This window comes from Paenibacillus sp. FSL H8-0548, from assembly GCF_038630985.1.
GTDB lineage: Bacteria > Bacillota > Bacilli > Paenibacillales > Paenibacillaceae > Pristimantibacillus.
The window spans coordinates 2940827-2956082 of record NZ_CP152049.1 but is presented as its reverse complement, the minus strand read 5'-3'; the positions used below and the strand labels follow the sequence as shown (position 1 = coordinate 2956082).

17 protein-coding genes are annotated in these 15256 nt (G+C 42.7%); 4 read left to right on the top strand and 13 right to left on the bottom strand.

What is annotated here, in order from left to right:
• Positions 1-85: 85 nt before the first annotated feature.
• Positions 86-346, bottom strand: coding sequence for a hypothetical protein (locus tag MHI37_RS12150; RefSeq protein ID WP_076338814.1), 261 nt, complete (start codon positions 344-346; stop codon positions 86-88).
• A gap of 275 nt (positions 347-621) precedes the next feature.
• Complete coding sequence (locus tag MHI37_RS12145; RefSeq protein WP_144023766.1) at positions 622-1215, bottom strand: hypothetical protein; 594 nt, start codon at positions 1213-1215, stop codon at positions 622-624.
• Between the two features lie 252 nt (positions 1216-1467).
• Here MHI37_RS12145 and MHI37_RS12140 point away from each other — a divergent pair, with 252 nt between their 5' ends.
• Positions 1468-1686 (top strand): hypothetical protein, encoded by a 219-nt coding sequence (locus MHI37_RS12140; protein ID WP_076338812.1) that lies wholly within the window; start codon positions 1468-1470, stop codon positions 1684-1686.
• Positions 1687-1746: 60 nt separating this feature from the next.
• Here the strand turns inward: MHI37_RS12140 and MHI37_RS12135 are convergent, their stop codons facing one another.
• The 8 genes from MHI37_RS12135 to MHI37_RS12100 form a co-directional block, all read right to left on the bottom strand.
• Entirely contained in the window at positions 1747-2934 is a 1188-nt protein-coding gene (locus MHI37_RS12135) for an MFS transporter (RefSeq protein WP_076338811.1), read from the bottom strand.
• A 521-nt stretch (positions 2935-3455) separates the two neighbouring features.
• On the bottom strand, positions 3456-3629 hold the full coding sequence (locus MHI37_RS12130; RefSeq protein ID WP_179090291.1) for a hypothetical protein: 174 nt from the start codon (positions 3627-3629) through the stop codon (positions 3456-3458).
• 21 nt (positions 3630-3650) lie between these two features.
• The gene (locus MHI37_RS12125; protein WP_076338810.1) at positions 3651-4232 is read right to left on the bottom strand and encodes a GNAT family protein; all 582 of its coding nucleotides are present in this window, start codon (positions 4230-4232) and stop codon (positions 3651-3653) included.
• Positions 4233-4271: 39 nt separating this feature from the next.
• On the bottom strand, positions 4272-4847 hold the full coding sequence (lepB, locus tag MHI37_RS12120; protein ID WP_076338809.1) for a signal peptidase I: 576 nt from the start codon (positions 4845-4847) through the stop codon (positions 4272-4274).
• A 242-nt stretch (positions 4848-5089) separates the two neighbouring features.
• Positions 5090-5782, bottom strand: coding sequence for a metal-dependent hydrolase (locus tag MHI37_RS12115; protein ID WP_076338808.1), 693 nt, complete (start codon positions 5780-5782; stop codon positions 5090-5092).
• 26 nt (positions 5783-5808) lie between these two features.
• Positions 5809-6426 (bottom strand): cyclase family protein, encoded by a 618-nt coding sequence (locus MHI37_RS12110; protein ID WP_076338807.1) that lies wholly within the window; start codon positions 6424-6426, stop codon positions 5809-5811.
• Positions 6427-6616: 190 nt separating this feature from the next.
• Positions 6617-6883 (bottom strand): hypothetical protein, encoded by a 267-nt coding sequence (locus tag MHI37_RS12105; RefSeq protein ID WP_144023764.1) that lies wholly within the window; start codon positions 6881-6883, stop codon positions 6617-6619.
• A gap of 251 nt (positions 6884-7134) precedes the next feature.
• Positions 7135-7860, bottom strand: coding sequence for a hypothetical protein (locus MHI37_RS12100; protein WP_076338806.1), 726 nt, complete (start codon positions 7858-7860; stop codon positions 7135-7137).
• Between the two features lie 173 nt (positions 7861-8033).
• On the opposite strand from MHI37_RS12100, the gene MHI37_RS12095 reads away from it, so the two are divergent.
• Positions 8034-8249 (top strand): alpha/beta-type small acid-soluble spore protein, encoded by a 216-nt coding sequence (locus MHI37_RS12095; protein WP_076338805.1) that lies wholly within the window; start codon positions 8034-8036, stop codon positions 8247-8249.
• Positions 8250-8391: 142 nt separating this feature from the next.
• Here the strand turns inward: MHI37_RS12095 and MHI37_RS12090 are convergent, their stop codons facing one another.
• From MHI37_RS12090 to MHI37_RS12080, 3 genes are all read right to left on the bottom strand, one after another.
• On the bottom strand, positions 8392-8946 hold the full coding sequence (locus MHI37_RS12090; RefSeq protein ID WP_076338804.1) for a hypothetical protein: 555 nt from the start codon (positions 8944-8946) through the stop codon (positions 8392-8394).
• A gap of 201 nt (positions 8947-9147) precedes the next feature.
• Positions 9148-11436, bottom strand: coding sequence for a 5-methyltetrahydropteroyltriglutamate--homocysteine S-methyltransferase (metE, locus tag MHI37_RS12085; RefSeq protein WP_076338803.1), 2289 nt, complete (start codon positions 11434-11436; stop codon positions 9148-9150).
• Between the two features lie 110 nt (positions 11437-11546).
• Positions 11547-12449: a LysR family transcriptional regulator gene (locus MHI37_RS12080; protein WP_076338802.1), complete on the bottom strand. Its 903-nt coding sequence runs from the start codon at positions 12447-12449 to the stop codon at positions 11547-11549.
• Positions 12450-12741: 292 nt separating this feature from the next.
• Here MHI37_RS12080 and MHI37_RS12075 point away from each other — a divergent pair, with 292 nt between their 5' ends.
• Together MHI37_RS12075 and MHI37_RS12070 are read left to right on the top strand one after the other, a co-directional pair.
• Positions 12742-13803: an LLM class flavin-dependent oxidoreductase gene (locus MHI37_RS12075; protein WP_076338801.1), complete on the top strand. Its 1062-nt coding sequence runs from the start codon at positions 12742-12744 to the stop codon at positions 13801-13803.
• A gap of 339 nt (positions 13804-14142) precedes the next feature.
• Positions 14143-15187, top strand: a protein-coding gene (locus tag MHI37_RS12070) for an IS630 family transposase (protein WP_342556551.1) whose coding sequence is annotated in 2 segments (ribosomal slippage) — positions 14143-14658 and positions 14660-15187 — 1044 coding nt in all. Because the reading frame shifts where the segments join, the coding sequence is not laid out codon by codon here.
• The last annotated feature ends 69 nt before the right edge of the window (positions 15188-15256 follow it).

The following is a 15256-nucleotide window of genomic DNA, read 5'->3' as shown; positions in this document are numbered from 1 at the left end:
AATACTGTAACCTGGATAAGCGCTTGACAAGACTATACGATTTTTATGCAATGCTAGTGAAATCAACTATGAAATTGACCTATCATTAATAATACGATTCCTTGCGCAACTCCGTAAAATGAAATAGACCCGTTCGATGATTAGACGCCCTGACTTTCTCAATAATCTCGCATAAAGTGACCATTGCGTCCGCATCTTTCGTCGATGAGGCGATCTGATATAAGGTATTAAAGCTTCCAAGGGCATTTTCTTTATTCACAGCCCCGGTCTTCAGGTTCATAAGCACTCGATCAATCTCGCTATTAATGAACCAGATAACTCTTTTTTTCAGATTCGAATTAATCATGAGCAACCCTCCGCTGTCAATGAAATAGTACTTATTAAGTATAGCCCTACGCCATTTAAAACTCTGTCGAAGTACGAAGTCGAATAAAATTTTTTTCACAGTAAAAAGCCTGCTCCCTTAAGCTTAATGAAAGTGAGCAGGCTTTATGAGTTATTACGAAAAAAAACACATTAAACTTCTGTTTTCAGTCGGGTTTACGCTTGTAAATCTGATTTATGTCGAATTATTTATAATAATAAACCAACAAAGGGCGACAATTTTCGAGTAATTAGCAATTAATTATCCTGTAATGATATTTTCACAATCATGGCGAAGCTAACCCTTTTCAGCATTTCAGGTGTTAAATCAACGGCTTGCATAATCCCCTCCGAGGCTTGCAATCCCCATATTGCAATTTCTTCATCCTCAGAGAACTCCTGTGCTTGATTCCCGAAATTAATTGTCCTGCTGCCCGTTAACGCAAGATCGGCCGCGACTTCAGTACCTGAACTAATTGAACCGCCCTGATCAATAAAAGCTGACGTTATTTTAAAACGTGTCTTATTTGCGTTGTCCATTTCATTTTGTTGTTTTACAGATATGATAAATTCACCATCGAAGACTCGATCTCCTCGTTTTGACTCTGATATCAGTGTCCCCATAAAGGAGCTCAACGTTTCTTTTTTCACTCCATTTTCCCATATCTCTAAATCAGCCCTGATCGATTGTTTGCTGCCGGTATAATTAATCTTAATCGCTCCAGACATTGCGCCAAGAAACGGTTGGAATTTCTTCGCATCACCCGCAAATAAATCAACCTCCTTTACCTGCAGCATATTGGGCTTGTTGGAGTCCGTATTTAAACAACCTGAAAGGATCATTGTTAACATGATTAGGGAGCATATGACTAACAGCCTTCTAATTGTGTTCATCTCCTTTATAAAACATCAGTTGCACTCGCTTCACTTCAATAGGTTTCCTAACGTTAGATATGTAGCAGAATACCATGATAATTAGACGTTGAAATTCCAGATTTTGTTGCTCTCCCCCACAATGGAATGGTGAAAAGAGAATACTTGCAAAGTTTGACCAGCCTATCCTATGGGTATATCCATGGAAACAACGAAATGAGGTGGACGAGCATGAATGAATTCGAGAAGGACGCAGACGGAGCAAGCAAAAAAGGAACTCGCGACCATCCTGAGCAGTATCCAACGGAAAACGAGAGCTTGTTCGATAAGTTTAAAAGCCAGCAGACGGTAGATCCAATTCCGGTCGAAGACTTAAACCTCCAGGTGCAGGACGAGAAGCACAAGGAAAAGACCAAAAACAAATCCTCCAGTGCTAATAAATATAAATAAAAATAAAGCAAAGCGGACGCCGAATAATCTCGGCGTCCGGTTATTTATTGCGAAATACAACTAAACAGGTGCATTCGCTTGAGCTTTTGGACGAAACCCCAAACCGAGCAGAGCGAATACGAGAAATGCAGCACCCAGGAACAGAAAAATGCTATGCACAGAATAATAACGTATGCCAAAGCCGCCTAGAGTGGGACCCATAATGCTTCCAATGCTGAAATGAATAGAAGCGATAACATTAGCTGCCGGTAAGATCGCCCGGGGTAAAATATCCGCAGCATAAGCAAGGCCTAATGAATAAAAAGATCCGACAACGCCACCGGCTATTGCAAATAATACGAATAATAATGCGATGTTGTTTCCAGCCAGAGGTATTCCGAAAAACGCAAGTGAGCCAATAATACCGCAAGTAATCAATACAGGCTTACGGCCAATTCGGTCACTCCAGATGCCAAGAGGCAACTGTAGAATCAGACTCCCCACACCAAAGGCAAGCAGCAACAGAGAGATCCAGTGCTGGCTCAGAGAAATACGCATCCCATAGAGCGGGAAACTGCTGTTCATAGAAGCTTCCATTAATCCGTAAAGCAATCCTGGTATGAGTACAAACCACGCTAAGCGATAGGTTCTGACAAATCGATTCCCGCTGGCAGCACTTTTTTCCATACGCTCGGGCATCTCATTTTTCATTCTAATCACTAGCAGCAGCACTGTAGTAAAAAACAAACAAGACACAAGAAACGGTACCGCTCTTCCGAGGGGCAGCAGGTTAATACCAAGCGGTCCAATGCTGAAGCCAAGTCCATAGGCCATACCGTATAAAGAAATGTACCTCCCACGCCGATCCGAGGGACTTGAGCTCACAATCCATAGCTGCGTCGCATAATGGAGGGAGCTGTCTCCTACGCCTACTAAGAGCCGCAAAACGAACCAAACCGCAAGAGAATGAGTGAATGGAAAAAGAAACGTAGCCATCGTAACAAGAGTAATCCCGACTAGAATAACCTTTTTGTAGCCAAAACGCATAACCGGTCTCTCTACAAAAAACATCGTACAGAAGATTCCAATATACATAGCTGCCGAGTTAATGCCGTTTCTGTCAGGCGAGATCCCGGATTCCTCCAGCATAATAGATAACAGAGGCAGTAGAAGCCCCTGACTCATACCCGCAACGACAACGACAAGCAATAATGTAATTAAACGATACCGAAAAGAAAGCAAAGCTGAAGCAATAACATTAGACGACAAACCTGTTGCACTCTCCCTAGCAAAAACTATTGTTCTAATTTACCCTTTCACATTGTATACTCGTCAGCTACACCTGACAACCACCTTTTTATTTACAGCTAGCTTCATGCACAAGGATGAAAATAAAGTACCGATTACCTAACTAGTGTCCATAGCTATGTGATGCTTCATCTAAGTACTGTAGAATTCCAAAAGCTACAAGGAAAATGGCCATTATTATCAATACGTAACCTATCCAGCGTATTTTAATAGTGCTCGAAGACGATTTTGATCTAAAGATACACAATAATCCAATGACTATCAATAACAAAATAACTAATCCAGCTTGCACGTAGTCAGCCAAAAGCGTACTCCTTTCAAGCCATTAATTCAATTCTATGTCCTTCGGGATTAATAATAATTCCTATCGTCCTCCGAGCAAATGTTAGAATTTCCAATTTCGTTCCTATGGGTATTTGCAACGAGCACATTACAGCTAATTAAGATCAGCCAATGCCATTTCTACACTGCACTTTGTACAATCAAACAGGCGGCTTGGAAGCTTCAATGAATGCAGAGTGTACTAAGTGCAATAGAATGGTATCAATGTAAGCAAATAGGCCAATTGGGCGGGAATCTACTGCATTTTGTGCAGTGTAGCCCTGTGAAATGCGGTTTAAGCTGTCATCCATTGCACAAAGTACACTACTTGTCATGACCCCCTAACAAGCCCGCTGCTACTTCAATAAACCTATTAATCTCGTTTTCACTTCAGCCCATTCATCATCAAGGATACTGTAAATGACTGCATCACGAATATAGCCGTCGAACAAAACTCGCTCTTTTCGCAATACCCCTTCTTTTTGCGCGCCAATTCTTAAAATCGCTTGATTTGAACGATTATTCCGGCTATCTGCTTTAATCTGAACTCGTAAAATATGTAAAGTCTCAAAGCAATAGCTGAGCAGCAGAAATTTACACTCTGTATTTACTCGACTCCGCCATACCTTCGATGAATACCACGTCCAACCTATTTCAAGGCTTCTATTTTCTAAAGAAAGGTTTAGCAATCTTGTCATTCCAACAATCTCATTCGTCTCTTTATCGATCACAACAAAAGGGATCTCTGTCCCTTGCCCTCTTCCATGCAAAGCGCCTTCGACAAGCTTATTCATATCTTCAACGCTGTCCATTCTGCTAGGCAAAAACGTCCAAACCTCTGCACTGTCTACAGCATCATATAATTGTTCAACATGATTATGGTTTAATGGAATAAGCTTGACTCTTTCTCCTTCTAATGTGAGTGTTTCTAAATCCATCTCTACCCCTCCATTCTGTTATTCCGATAAATTCAAAGCTTACTTCTTCTCGTAGCCGACTACTTTTCCTAGTATTTCATCTTTCTGAAATCCAGCTCTAGTGGATTGGCTATCATTCATACCTCTCCAGCGAATATCGGCAAGGATATAATATTCGTTCGCTTTGAGTGTTACTGCAGCTAAGGAATCATTGTTATCAGATGAGGTATCTTTTCCATAAAAGGTATCTAATTTATTTCCATTAATATACACGGTACCTTTTTTTATCGTCACCGTTTCTCCAGGCAGCGCTACAATTCTGGCAATATCGGTTTGCTGGTCTGTATTGTTCCTTGTTTTAAATACGACAACATCACCGCGGGAAATGCCGCTGCTGTCATAGAAATCAAAATCAACTAAAACTTCCTCATTCAGTCCAAATGGATGAGGGCTGCCATAACCATCTGCAAGCATGCCGTCTGTTTCAACGATTACCCTCTTTAAGGCTTCAGAAGGCTTCTCCATTCCCATCATTTGTTGTTCAGTCACGGTATCCGTGACTGTAGCTTTGCATGCATTAAGTAAAAGCAAACTGGCAAGAGCAACAGCTATAATTAGAAAGGCACGTCCCCTCATAAAATATCTCCCATCCATAATCACCTCGAATTAAGCATCCAACTATTAACATTCGTGTCCAATCCTTAAATTCCCTTTTCATAAGTCGCACAAGGTGAAACGGCGGTCGCCGTCCTTTGGCCGCGCCAGCACGTTTCATTCCCAGAAATATAGAGAAAGTATGGCGAAATGATATACTTTCCTATATTTTAAAAAAACGAGTCCTTCCATGAGGAAGAGCTCGCTTTTTTTCACTGCCTAGCTTATACAGACATTTTCTCGCCTGGCTTTAAGACTAATCCTTTGATTCCTTTAGCTTGCAGCTTCTGAACAAAAGCTTCTGCTTCCTGTTTGATGACAGGGAACGTATTATAATGAACGGGCACGATGACTTTGGCATTGTACCATTCAGCAGCTTGCAGCGCGTCTTCAACTCCCATCGTATAATGGTCACCAATCGGAATGAAGGCAACATCGATAGCATGACGATCACCGATCATTTTCATATCGCCAAACAAAGCAGTATCTCCTGCATGGAGAATAGTTACGCCACCCATTTGTATAATGTAACCAGCTGGCATGCCACCGTACAAAATGTTCTGTTCCTCTGCTATAACAATACCCGAGGAGTGGAAGGCCTGAATCATTTTCGCCTTAGCAAAGCCAAGATCCAACGTTCCGCCGATGTTCATCCCTATCGTTTTAACACCTTTCCAGGACATATAGGCAGCCAGCTCCGGATTTGCGACGACAGCCACATCATTATTTTTGGCAATAAGATCCGCGTCCAAAATATGATCGGCATGCGCATGTGTCAGAAGTACAACATCTGTCTTTATTTCCTCAGGCTTGGTTACAGCAAGCTCATTCCCTCTAAGAAAAGGATCGATCATTAGAGACTTGTCTCCGTCAATGATTTGAATACTAGAGTGACCATGATATATGATTTCCACCATTATTTATTCCTCCCTTATTGTGTATGCTACTCCTTCACCCTTGCAATGACACGCGCAATAGAAGAATCTGCTCTGATCGCTAGCGGCAGCGCAATGATTTCGAACGCTTTGACATCCAGCAGTTGTTCTATATTCGTTAAATTTTCAATAATTAACATATCGTTTTCAAAGAAAATATTATGTATGTCGAAAGGAGCATAATCAGGTGAAGGGGTATCCAATCCGATCATCTTCACTTTTTTCCTAACGAGTAATTGAGCAAATTCCGCTGTCAAAGCAGGATACTCCGTAAAATATTCCGGCTGACCATAACAATCGCTATGACCCGTATAGATAACGACAATTTGCCCATCCTTCATGATCTCTTCGTATTCTTCCTTATAGTCGATTGACTTTTCCCCGGCCACATTAAGCAGTACAGCATCACCTAAAAATCTGTCCAGCGAGTATTCATGGATGTATTTCTGAATGTCCAGCAAATGCATCGGTCCATCGATATGTGTGCCTGCATGCATGTTAATCGAGAGCTGATGATTGTTGTAGCCGTCCTTGCTGAACTGCTTCGAATGTTCCAAAACAGTGTCCGCATCACCGGGATAAATCGGCATCTCCTCTTGAATGCTATGCGTGAGATCAATAATCATGCTGCCCCAGCTCCCCCCAATCTAGTATTCATTGGATTCGCTCAAATGTGCTGCGCTTCCTATAAAAAACTATAGCATAACAACGATACTTTCGAAAATGGCTCGATCGATCGAAATGCATGATGTACGTGCATACGAAAAAAACCGTGCATAGACGGTTAAAAGATCCGATAGCAGCACTCCATTAGAATTAAACCGTGTGCTGCAGCATAGCTGCTTTCGTTAATAGGGCATACTTCATAACTTTTTGCTTAATTTTTATGATTTGACTCTCTGGGAGCTCTGAAAAAAAGGATTCCTCCTGAAAGCTTGCAAGCAGTGCCTGCGTCGCTGCTTGCTCAGCCAGTGCTTCGTTCTCAAGCAAGAAATACGCCGCTTGATAAGCATATACCTCATGCTGCTTCAGTAAAGCTGCTTTCTTCTGCAGCTTTTGCTTCATCATTGTCGTCATCTTCACCGCGCTTATTCACCCTCCTGCACTCCCTTATTCAACTGTCATCGTTGCCTATAACGACTCCTGCCAGAAAACATGGAATGTTGACGATTGCGGATAACGTAACTATACAATATTTTCCGAAGTTCCCCCAGTACCATATTTCTATGGTACTGGGGGACAGCAAGGCTTCATGCACCATCAAAAATGACCTAAAAATAAAAACAACAGACCAAAATTGCTTGAGGCCTGTCGTTTTTATTTTCAAATTCCAATTATTTTAGAGGAACTCTAACCGACAAGCTCTCTAGTTTTACTAAATGCGGATTAACCTCTGACTGAAGACCTTTCAAATAAGTCAATACCGTTTTATTTTGCTTCACTAATGATGGGTTCTCATCAAAAGTTATGGAATAATGCTTCATCACATTGCCTTTTGAATATTGAATCGTATGAAATTTCCCATCTTTCCAAGCTTGCTTCATATTTACATTCGTGCCGAAGATTTGAAGGTTCATCTTGGCATCTTTATAATTGAAGCTGTATGGATGATCTTCTGTTGAGTGCTTAACCGAATAGCCTGTGGCGAAGCGATCACTCGTAAAGGTTCCAAACTGAATCTTATGGTATTCAACCTTATTATTCATACCCGTAATTTTCGTTAATAAAGTACCCGTACCCGATTTCATATCATTTTTCCATTCACCATCATAAGTAACAAGATAGTCCTTGCCTTCACTCTCGTATCTATTCACATATTTCCCACTCCCGGTACGGAAACCGTCGACCCAATCACCAGAATATGTTTTCGTCGCATACCAGGTCATGGTACCTTTCCCGTGCGGCTTGCCGTCTTTCAATTGTCCGTAATAAGTAACATTTTTCGAGATCTCACGATAAACCTTCTCGGACGCTGCTTCTGCAGTCGATGTTCCCCCTGCTGCTGCTGTAAAAACGAATACCAAAGCCAAACTGATCGCTAATTGAATAAACTTTCTCATAAGCTTTCACTTCCCCACTGTGTTTTTATCTAATTTGATTCTATTATGACAATAAACACCATATGCAGATTTGAAACAGGAAACTTGAAAACAAAAATTTATTTTACATTTTTGCATACATTTACAAAACACACCGCATAATAAAGTTACACCCAAAGAAGGAGTGAACTAACATGAGCAGAAGAAATTCGAATACACTAGTTGTACCGCAAGCAAGAGCAGCCATTGAGCAGTTAAAAATGGAAGCAGCACAGCAGCTCGGCGTCCAATTCTCACAAACAGGCTATAACGGAAACTTATCCACTCGTGATGCCGGCTCAATCGGCGGTTACATTACGAAGAAATTAGTTCAAATCGCAGAGCAGCAATTAGGTCAACGCGGATTCTAAATACAAACAGCTAAACCCTCCCTCACCGGAGGGTTTTTAATTTATTATTTTTGAAGATGATCAGGCACTGTAGCAATGACGACATCCTTTTTCGAAAATAAATAAGTACGCAGCGGGAAATCCGCATATGATTATCGGATTTTCACTTTAATAAATTGCCTCCTAAATAGTCTTTCATCAGCTCATTTGCCGCCGTCAAGGCGCTAGTTCTGTCCACGGCTGGCGCTGTGATCATCCAGCCATCTTCACCCGTCCAGCCTCCGCTTCCCTCATCATCTTTGTCAAATATAGCAATCGCAACCTTGCTTAAATCGTTATTTACATATAAAACGCCATAGGCATATAGCCTTGGCTGTCCATTCTCATAATAGCCGTAAGTGATGATTCCAGCTTGGTCTCTTCTAAAGCTGATCTCCAATTCTCTTTGATCTTCTGGGACAGGCAGTATCTCTCCTTCGACATCTATCGTACCCTTGAACGTTTTTTTGCCTGTAAGACTCCTCTTTAGCGTCCCATCCATGTGTATAGCAACTGGATTTAACGAAGCTGCGTTGTCAGCTCCCAGCTGATACTTAACACCTTCCAGTGTAACCATATACGACTTGGGTAGAAGCTGTATCATTCCGAAAATAACGATCACAACAACAGCAACCCCAATTGATAATAATAGCGTCCTCTTATTGCTTGGCATAGCCACTATCCTCACCTCCTATCGTATTTCTTTTATTCTAAACGTATGAAAACATGAATAAGTTACCAATTTTGATTAGCAGCTAATATTTTACTATCCGCACAGTGCCCAACATACACAAACAACAGGCGCTCCTCATTCGATTAAAATGAAGGAGCGCCTGCTGTTATGTTTTCAGAGCTATAAAGGATTACATATCATTACGCTTTATGCCAAAGCGGAATGCTGTGTACGAGCGATCAACGTCGCTTCCACCATGTTGCGCAAGGATTCCACCGTCTCATCGTAGCCGCGAGTTTTTAGTCCGCAATCCGGATTAATCCAGAACAGCTTCGGATCAAGCACACGCAGCGCGCGATCGATCATACTCGTCATTTCCTCTACCCGAGGAATACGCGGGCTATGGATATCATAGACACCAAGACCGATACCCAGCTTGTAGGTATTCAGCTCAAAGCTATGAATAAGCTCGCCATGGCTGCGCGATGTTTCGATGGAAATAACATCCGCATCCATATCTTCAATGGAACCGATCATGTCATGGAACTCGCAATAACACATATGCGTATGAATTTGCGTCGTTTCCTGTACCGTGCAGGTAGTCATGCGGAATGCTTTGACAGCCCATGCCAGATACTCCGCTTGATCTTCTTCTTTAAGCGGCAGCCCTTCGCGAACAGCTGGCTCATCCACTTGAATCATACCGATGCCTGCTTGCTCAAGCGCTTCAACCTCTTGTCTAAGCGCATAGGCCAACTGATAAGCAATTTGCTCACGTGTAATGTCATCGCGAACGAACGACCAGTTCATAATCGTAATCGGTCCCGTCAGCATGCCTTTAACAGGCTGCTTGGTTTTCGATTGCGCATACTTCGTTTCCTCGACAGTCATCGCTTCTTCGAATGCTACATCGCCATAAATAATTGGCGGTTTCACGCAGCGAGAGCCATATGATTGCACCCAGCCGAACTGTGTGAATGCAAAGCCCGCAAGCTTTTCACCAAAAAACTCGACCATATCTGTTCTTTCAAACTCGCCGTGAACGAGAACATCCAGTCCAATTTCCTCCTGCAGCTTGATCCAAATATCGATCTGCTCACGAATGAAATTAGCATATTGCTCGTTGCTCCATTCTGCCTTGCGCCAAAGCTGACGCGCCTTGCGCACTTCAGCTGATTGCGGGAAGCTGCCAATGGTGGTTGTCGGGAACAGCGGCAATTGCCATTTGTTCTGTTGTGCGGCATGACGCTCAGCGAAAGGTACGCTGCGTTCCGCCTTCTGCGTGCTGATAGCAGCGACAGCTTGCTTAATGTCTGTACGATTGCGTACGCCTGATTGCTTCAATGCCTCAAGATCACGATCGCATTCTTCAAGCTCTTTTGCTATTTGAGCTCCACCCTCGGATTGAGCCTTCGCCAGAAGAACCAGCTCGCTTAGCTTCTCATCTGCAAAGGCAAGCGCATTCTGAAGCTCAGCTGCAAGCTTTTTCTCATTTCCCACCGTTACGGGAACATGAAGCAGGCTGCATGACGACTGTACAATAAGCTGATCAGCTGTTACAAGTCCAGACAGCTCATCGATCAACGCCAGTTTTTCACGAAGCGATGCCTTCCAGATGCCGCGGCCATCGATGACGCCAGCGCCTAAAAACTTGTCAGCTGGGAAGCCTTGCTCCTTGATAGCTGAGAGATTTCCGGATAAGCCATGTACAAAATCAAGACCAATTCCTTTGACAGGAAGAGAAACGATTTCTTTATAATATTCTACCGATTCAAAATAAGTTTGAAGCATAATGTTAAGGCCTGGTACGGCTGAAGCAAACGCCTCATAGACCGTCTTTAGACGCTGCAAATCATCTGCACTTAGCTTCGTAACGAGAATCGGCTCGTCGATTTGAACCCATTGAACCCCTTCTGCCGCAAGCTCTTGCAAAACCTGAATATAGAGTGGAAGCAAACGCTCCAGCCATACATCAGTCTCTGATTTGTTATAGCCTTTGGAAAGCTTCAGGAACGTCAGTGGTCCTACGATCACCGGTTTCCCTTCAATACCAAGCTTTTCTTTCGCTTCGCGGTAAGCTGTCAGCGGCTTATTCTCTGTAAGCACCGGCAAAGCCCCATCCAGCTCAGGCACGATATAATGATAGTTCGTATTGAACCATTTGGTCATTTCACTTGCTGTAGCATCCTTCGTTCCACGAGCAATTCCGTAATAGAGTGACAACGGTACGATGCCGCCTTCATAAGCGAACCGTTTTGGAATAATACCGAACATTGCAGCCGTATCCAAAATATGATCATAATAACTAAAATCATTTACCGCGATTAAGTCAATACCCTTCTCCTGCTGCTTGCGCAGATGATTCAAGCGTATTTCCTCCAGCTGTCCATGAAACTCCGATTCCTCCAGCTTGCCTGACCAGAAACCTTCCAACGCTTTCTTCCATTCTCTATTTGCACCAATACGGGGATATCCCAAAACACTGCTTATCGTCATCTTGTAAGCTCCTCTACAACTTGTTACAAGAAAGATAACATGGATTCGCGGATATAGTGTAACTGGTTTAAACTATATCTAGTTATAGCCTATAGCTATATCAAATATCATTAAGGGGATGTTGCCGCTATTAGTGCCTGTACATACTCCGCACCTAGCTTCGAAAGCGATGCGTTTTTGTGAGAAATCCAACCGATATTGATCGTTTCCTCACAATCCAGCGGCACAGGTATAATCTCGTTACCGTTTAAATCGGCGCTTAGTACCCCCGTAGAAATCGTATAGCCATTTAAGCCTATCAATAAATTAAAAAGTGTCGCGCGATCATTCACAAGGATGCTTTTTTTATGCGACAGCGTGCTCAAAATTTCCTCTGAAAAATGGAATGAGTTATACTCTCCTTGATCAAAGGACAGGTATGGATAATTTTGCAGCTGGTCGATCGTTACGATCGATTGTTTGGCCAGTGGATTGTTAATGCTGATGAAAATATGCGGCTTCGCTATAAATAAGCTGTTGAACTGTAAATTCGCAGTTTTGAGCAGCTTATTAATCACCTTTCCGTTAAACTCATTGAGATATAAGATCCCAATTTCACTGCGCATGCTTTTGACATCCTCAATAATTTCATAGGTTTTGGTCTCTCGCAAAGACAGCTCATACTCATCATGACCATACTCCCCAATTAAACTTACAAAGGCATTTACCGCAAAAGCATAATGCTGTGTGGAAACCGCAAAATGCTGCGGCGATGGCTTGGCGTTGAGATAGCGATTCTCAAGTAATTCTGCCTGCTCTACCACCTGCCTAGCATAGCTTAAAAATTCAACACCCTCTTTAGAGAGGGAAATTCCTTTATTCGATCTCTCAAATATGGAGAGCTGCATTTCTTCCTCTAAATCTCTAATCGCATTGGATAGGGTAGGCTGAGAAATAAACAATCGCTTGGCTGCCTCATTGATCGAACCACGATTTGCGACCTCAATAATGTACTTTAATTGCTGTAGAGTCAATGAAACGATCCTCCTTGTTCAATGTCAAACACATCTATTACATACGATTATGAATGTTTTTATATTTTATTTCATTATAGTTCATCGCAACTAACAGCTCAATTATTCCGTTTTTATCCCGAAATCTAGGTTTGCTATATAGGATTAACTAAACATTTAAGTTTTGGGCGCTGCGCGAGAAGGTCATTCTGAAGGGTCGCGGTTGCAGCCAGATACTTTGAAAATGCTTACTAAAGTTGAGAAACCATATATAATATAGTAAACTATTCGTATTGATCGAGGAGGTTTTAAAATGGCAGAATTAACGACTAACATGGAAATAGGAATTAGTACATTTTTGGAAACTACACCAGACCCGGTAACCGGGAAAGTGATCAGCCATGCCGAACGAATTCGCAATGCGGTTGAGGAAATCGTTCTCGCCGATCAGGTAGGACTAGATGTCTATGGGATTGGTGAGCATCATCGAGCAGACTATGCAGGCACAGCACCCGCAGTGGTACTGGCAGCCGCTGCTGCTATGACGAAACAAATAAAATTAACGAGTGCCGTTACCGTGCTCTCCTCAGACGATCCGGTTCGTGTATATCAAGCGTACTCCACCTTGGACGCCATCTCGAACGGCCGCGCCGAAATTATGGCGGGTCGGGGTTCATTCATTGAATCATTTCCGCTATTTGGATATAGCCTGGATGATTATGAGCAATTATTCGAAGAGAAGCTCGAGCTGCTGCTTGCTATAAGAGCATCGGAGAAGGTAACTTGGCGCGGCGGTCACCGTCCTGCTATAGATAACCTTGCCGTCTACCCGCGGTCTGTTCAAAGTCCCTTGCCCGTGTGGATTGCAAGCGGCGGTAATGCACAGTCAGCTGTTCGTGCAGGCATGCTTGGACTCCCCATCGCATTTGCTATTATCGGAGGAATGCCTGAGAGCTTTGCTCCACTCGTATCACTCTATAAGGAGGCTGCCGCGCGGGCTGGGCATGATCCAGAGAAGCTGCCTATTGCTACGCACTCGCACGGATTTGTTGGAGACACGTCTGAACAGGCTGCAGATTTATTTTTCCCTCCAACACAGGCTCAAATGAATATTATTGGCCGTGAGCGCGGCTGGAGACAGCATTATGATCGCGCAGCTTTCGATGCAGCTCGCAGTCTTCGGGGCGCACTCTATGTCGGAGATCCCGAATATGTAGCAGAAAAAATCATTTTACTGCGCAAAAATCTAGGAGTTACTCGTTTCTTCCTGCATGTAAATGTCGGCACGATGCCTCACCTCGAGGTTATGCGTGCGATCGAGCTGCTGGGCACCAAGGTAGCACCGATCGTCCGGAAGGAACTTGCTCGGAACTAATTCATTATATAAGTTGAACTAAACATTTACGTTTTGGTCGCTGCGCGAGTAGATCATTCTTACAATCGCTGTTGCAGCCAGATTCTTTGATTTCCTAAGACATTTAAAGGTAAGAATATGGCTGCAAAGGCGAACACTTCGTTTCTCCAGAACGATCTTCTCGCTTCGCTTAATCTTCATTTTTTAAGTCAAGTTATATAGTTTAAGGAGAAACAGCCTCGTCCTATCGTGCTATTTTCTAAACTAACTAACCTAACTATATAAGTTGAACTAATGTAACTTGGAAGGGATTTCAAGTGACTGACGTCGAATAGGTTAAGATCAACTATTGGACGGGTGATGAATGTGAAAACGGTAGAGGAACAGTTAATTGAAGTTGAGCAACGACTGAAACATGAGCAAAGCCGACGGATGTTTGAGCGTTATCAAACGGTAAGGCTGCATCTCCTTGGTCAAGACCATGCCCAAATCGCTGTAAACATTGGAAGAAAAGAAAGCACGGTGGACACGTATATCCGCCACTATCTCCATCGTGGGCTTGACGGACTTCAAATGAAGTTTTCTTCAGGACCGCCCGAAAAGCTGAGTAAAGAGCAGCAAGAAAAGTTAAAGAAAACCATTATGGATGGTGTTCCTCATGAATTAGGGTTCACATCCAAGTTCAACTGGACACTCCAAATCATTAGAGAATACATCAAGAATAGTTTCGGCAAAACCTACTCTATTCGGGGAGTTTCGAAACTCATGCATCGGATGGATCTCAGTTATACCAAGCCGACTTACACTTTAGCGGCTGCTGACGAAGAAAAACAAAAAGTGTTTGTCGAAACCACCTTCCCCGAGTTAAAAAAAGTATGAAAACGGCGAAATTGATCATTTATTGTTTGAAGATGAAAGTATGATTCGGGATTATCAGGCACTTCAGAAGACATGGTTTGCCAAAGGAAAGCAACGAATGATTAAGACCACGGGTAAACATCTCGGTGTAAAGCTTTTGGCGACGTTGGACTATGGAAACGGAAATATCATCTGGAAGGAAGACGAGCAGTATGATGCAGCAGCATTTCTAGCGTTTTTAAGCCAAATTCTCGAGGCATATCCGACTGGCAAAATCGTGATCATATTAGACAATGCTCGTATTCATCATGCCAAGCTATTGTCGGGCTTCCTGAATGAAAACCAACGGTTGAAGTTTGTTTTTCTACCACCGTACAGCCCACAGTTAAACCTAGTCGAAGGGTTATGGAAGTGGCTCAAAGCAGATGTCATCAATAATGTGTTTTATCACAAAACCGCTGAGATACGGAAGAATGTAGGAACATTTATGATTAATATCATGAAAGATCCCATGAATATTATCGACCGTCTTTGCATCAGAATGTAGGAGTGTCTTTAGTTCAACTTATATATATAAGTTAAATCAAAGAAATTTCATCCCTGCCTGTTCGAATAA

Bases quoted from the DNA above. Each gene is read 5' to 3' on its own strand.
- metE (WP_076338803.1), bottom strand. From the start codon at position 11,436: ATGACGATAAGCAGTGTTTTGGGATATCCCCGTATTGGTGCAAATAGA.
- MHI37_RS12110 (WP_076338807.1), bottom strand. From the start codon at position 6,426: ATGATTATTGATCTCACGCATAGCATTCAAGAGGAGATGCCGATTTAT.
- MHI37_RS12145 (WP_144023766.1), bottom strand. From the start codon at position 1,215: ATGTTAACAATGATCCTTTCAGGTTGTTTAAATACGGACTCCAACAAG.
- MHI37_RS12130 (WP_179090291.1), bottom strand. From the start codon at position 3,629: ATGACAAGTAGTGTACTTTGTGCAATGGATGACAGCTTAAACCGCATT.
- MHI37_RS12095 (WP_076338805.1), top strand. From the start codon at position 8,034: ATGAGCAGAAGAAATTCGAATACACTAGTTGTACCGCAAGCAAGAGCA.
- MHI37_RS12140 (WP_076338812.1), top strand. From the start codon at position 1,468: ATGAATGAATTCGAGAAGGACGCAGACGGAGCAAGCAAAAAAGGAACT.
- lepB (WP_076338809.1), bottom strand. From the start codon at position 4,847: ATGAGGGGACGTGCCTTTCTAATTATAGCTGTTGCTCTTGCCAGTTTG.
- MHI37_RS12125 (WP_076338810.1), bottom strand. From the start codon at position 4,232: ATGGATTTAGAAACACTCACATTAGAAGGAGAAAGAGTCAAGCTTATT.
- MHI37_RS12075 (WP_076338801.1), top strand. From the start codon at position 12,742: ATGGCAGAATTAACGACTAACATGGAAATAGGAATTAGTACATTTTTG.
- MHI37_RS12100 (WP_076338806.1), bottom strand. From the start codon at position 7,860: ATGAGAAAGTTTATTCAATTAGCGATCAGTTTGGCTTTGGTATTCGTT.
- MHI37_RS12115 (WP_076338808.1), bottom strand. From the start codon at position 5,782: ATGGTGGAAATCATATATCATGGTCACTCTAGTATTCAAATCATTGAC.
- MHI37_RS12150 (WP_076338814.1), bottom strand. From the start codon at position 346: ATGATTAATTCGAATCTGAAAAAAAGAGTTATCTGGTTCATTAATAGC.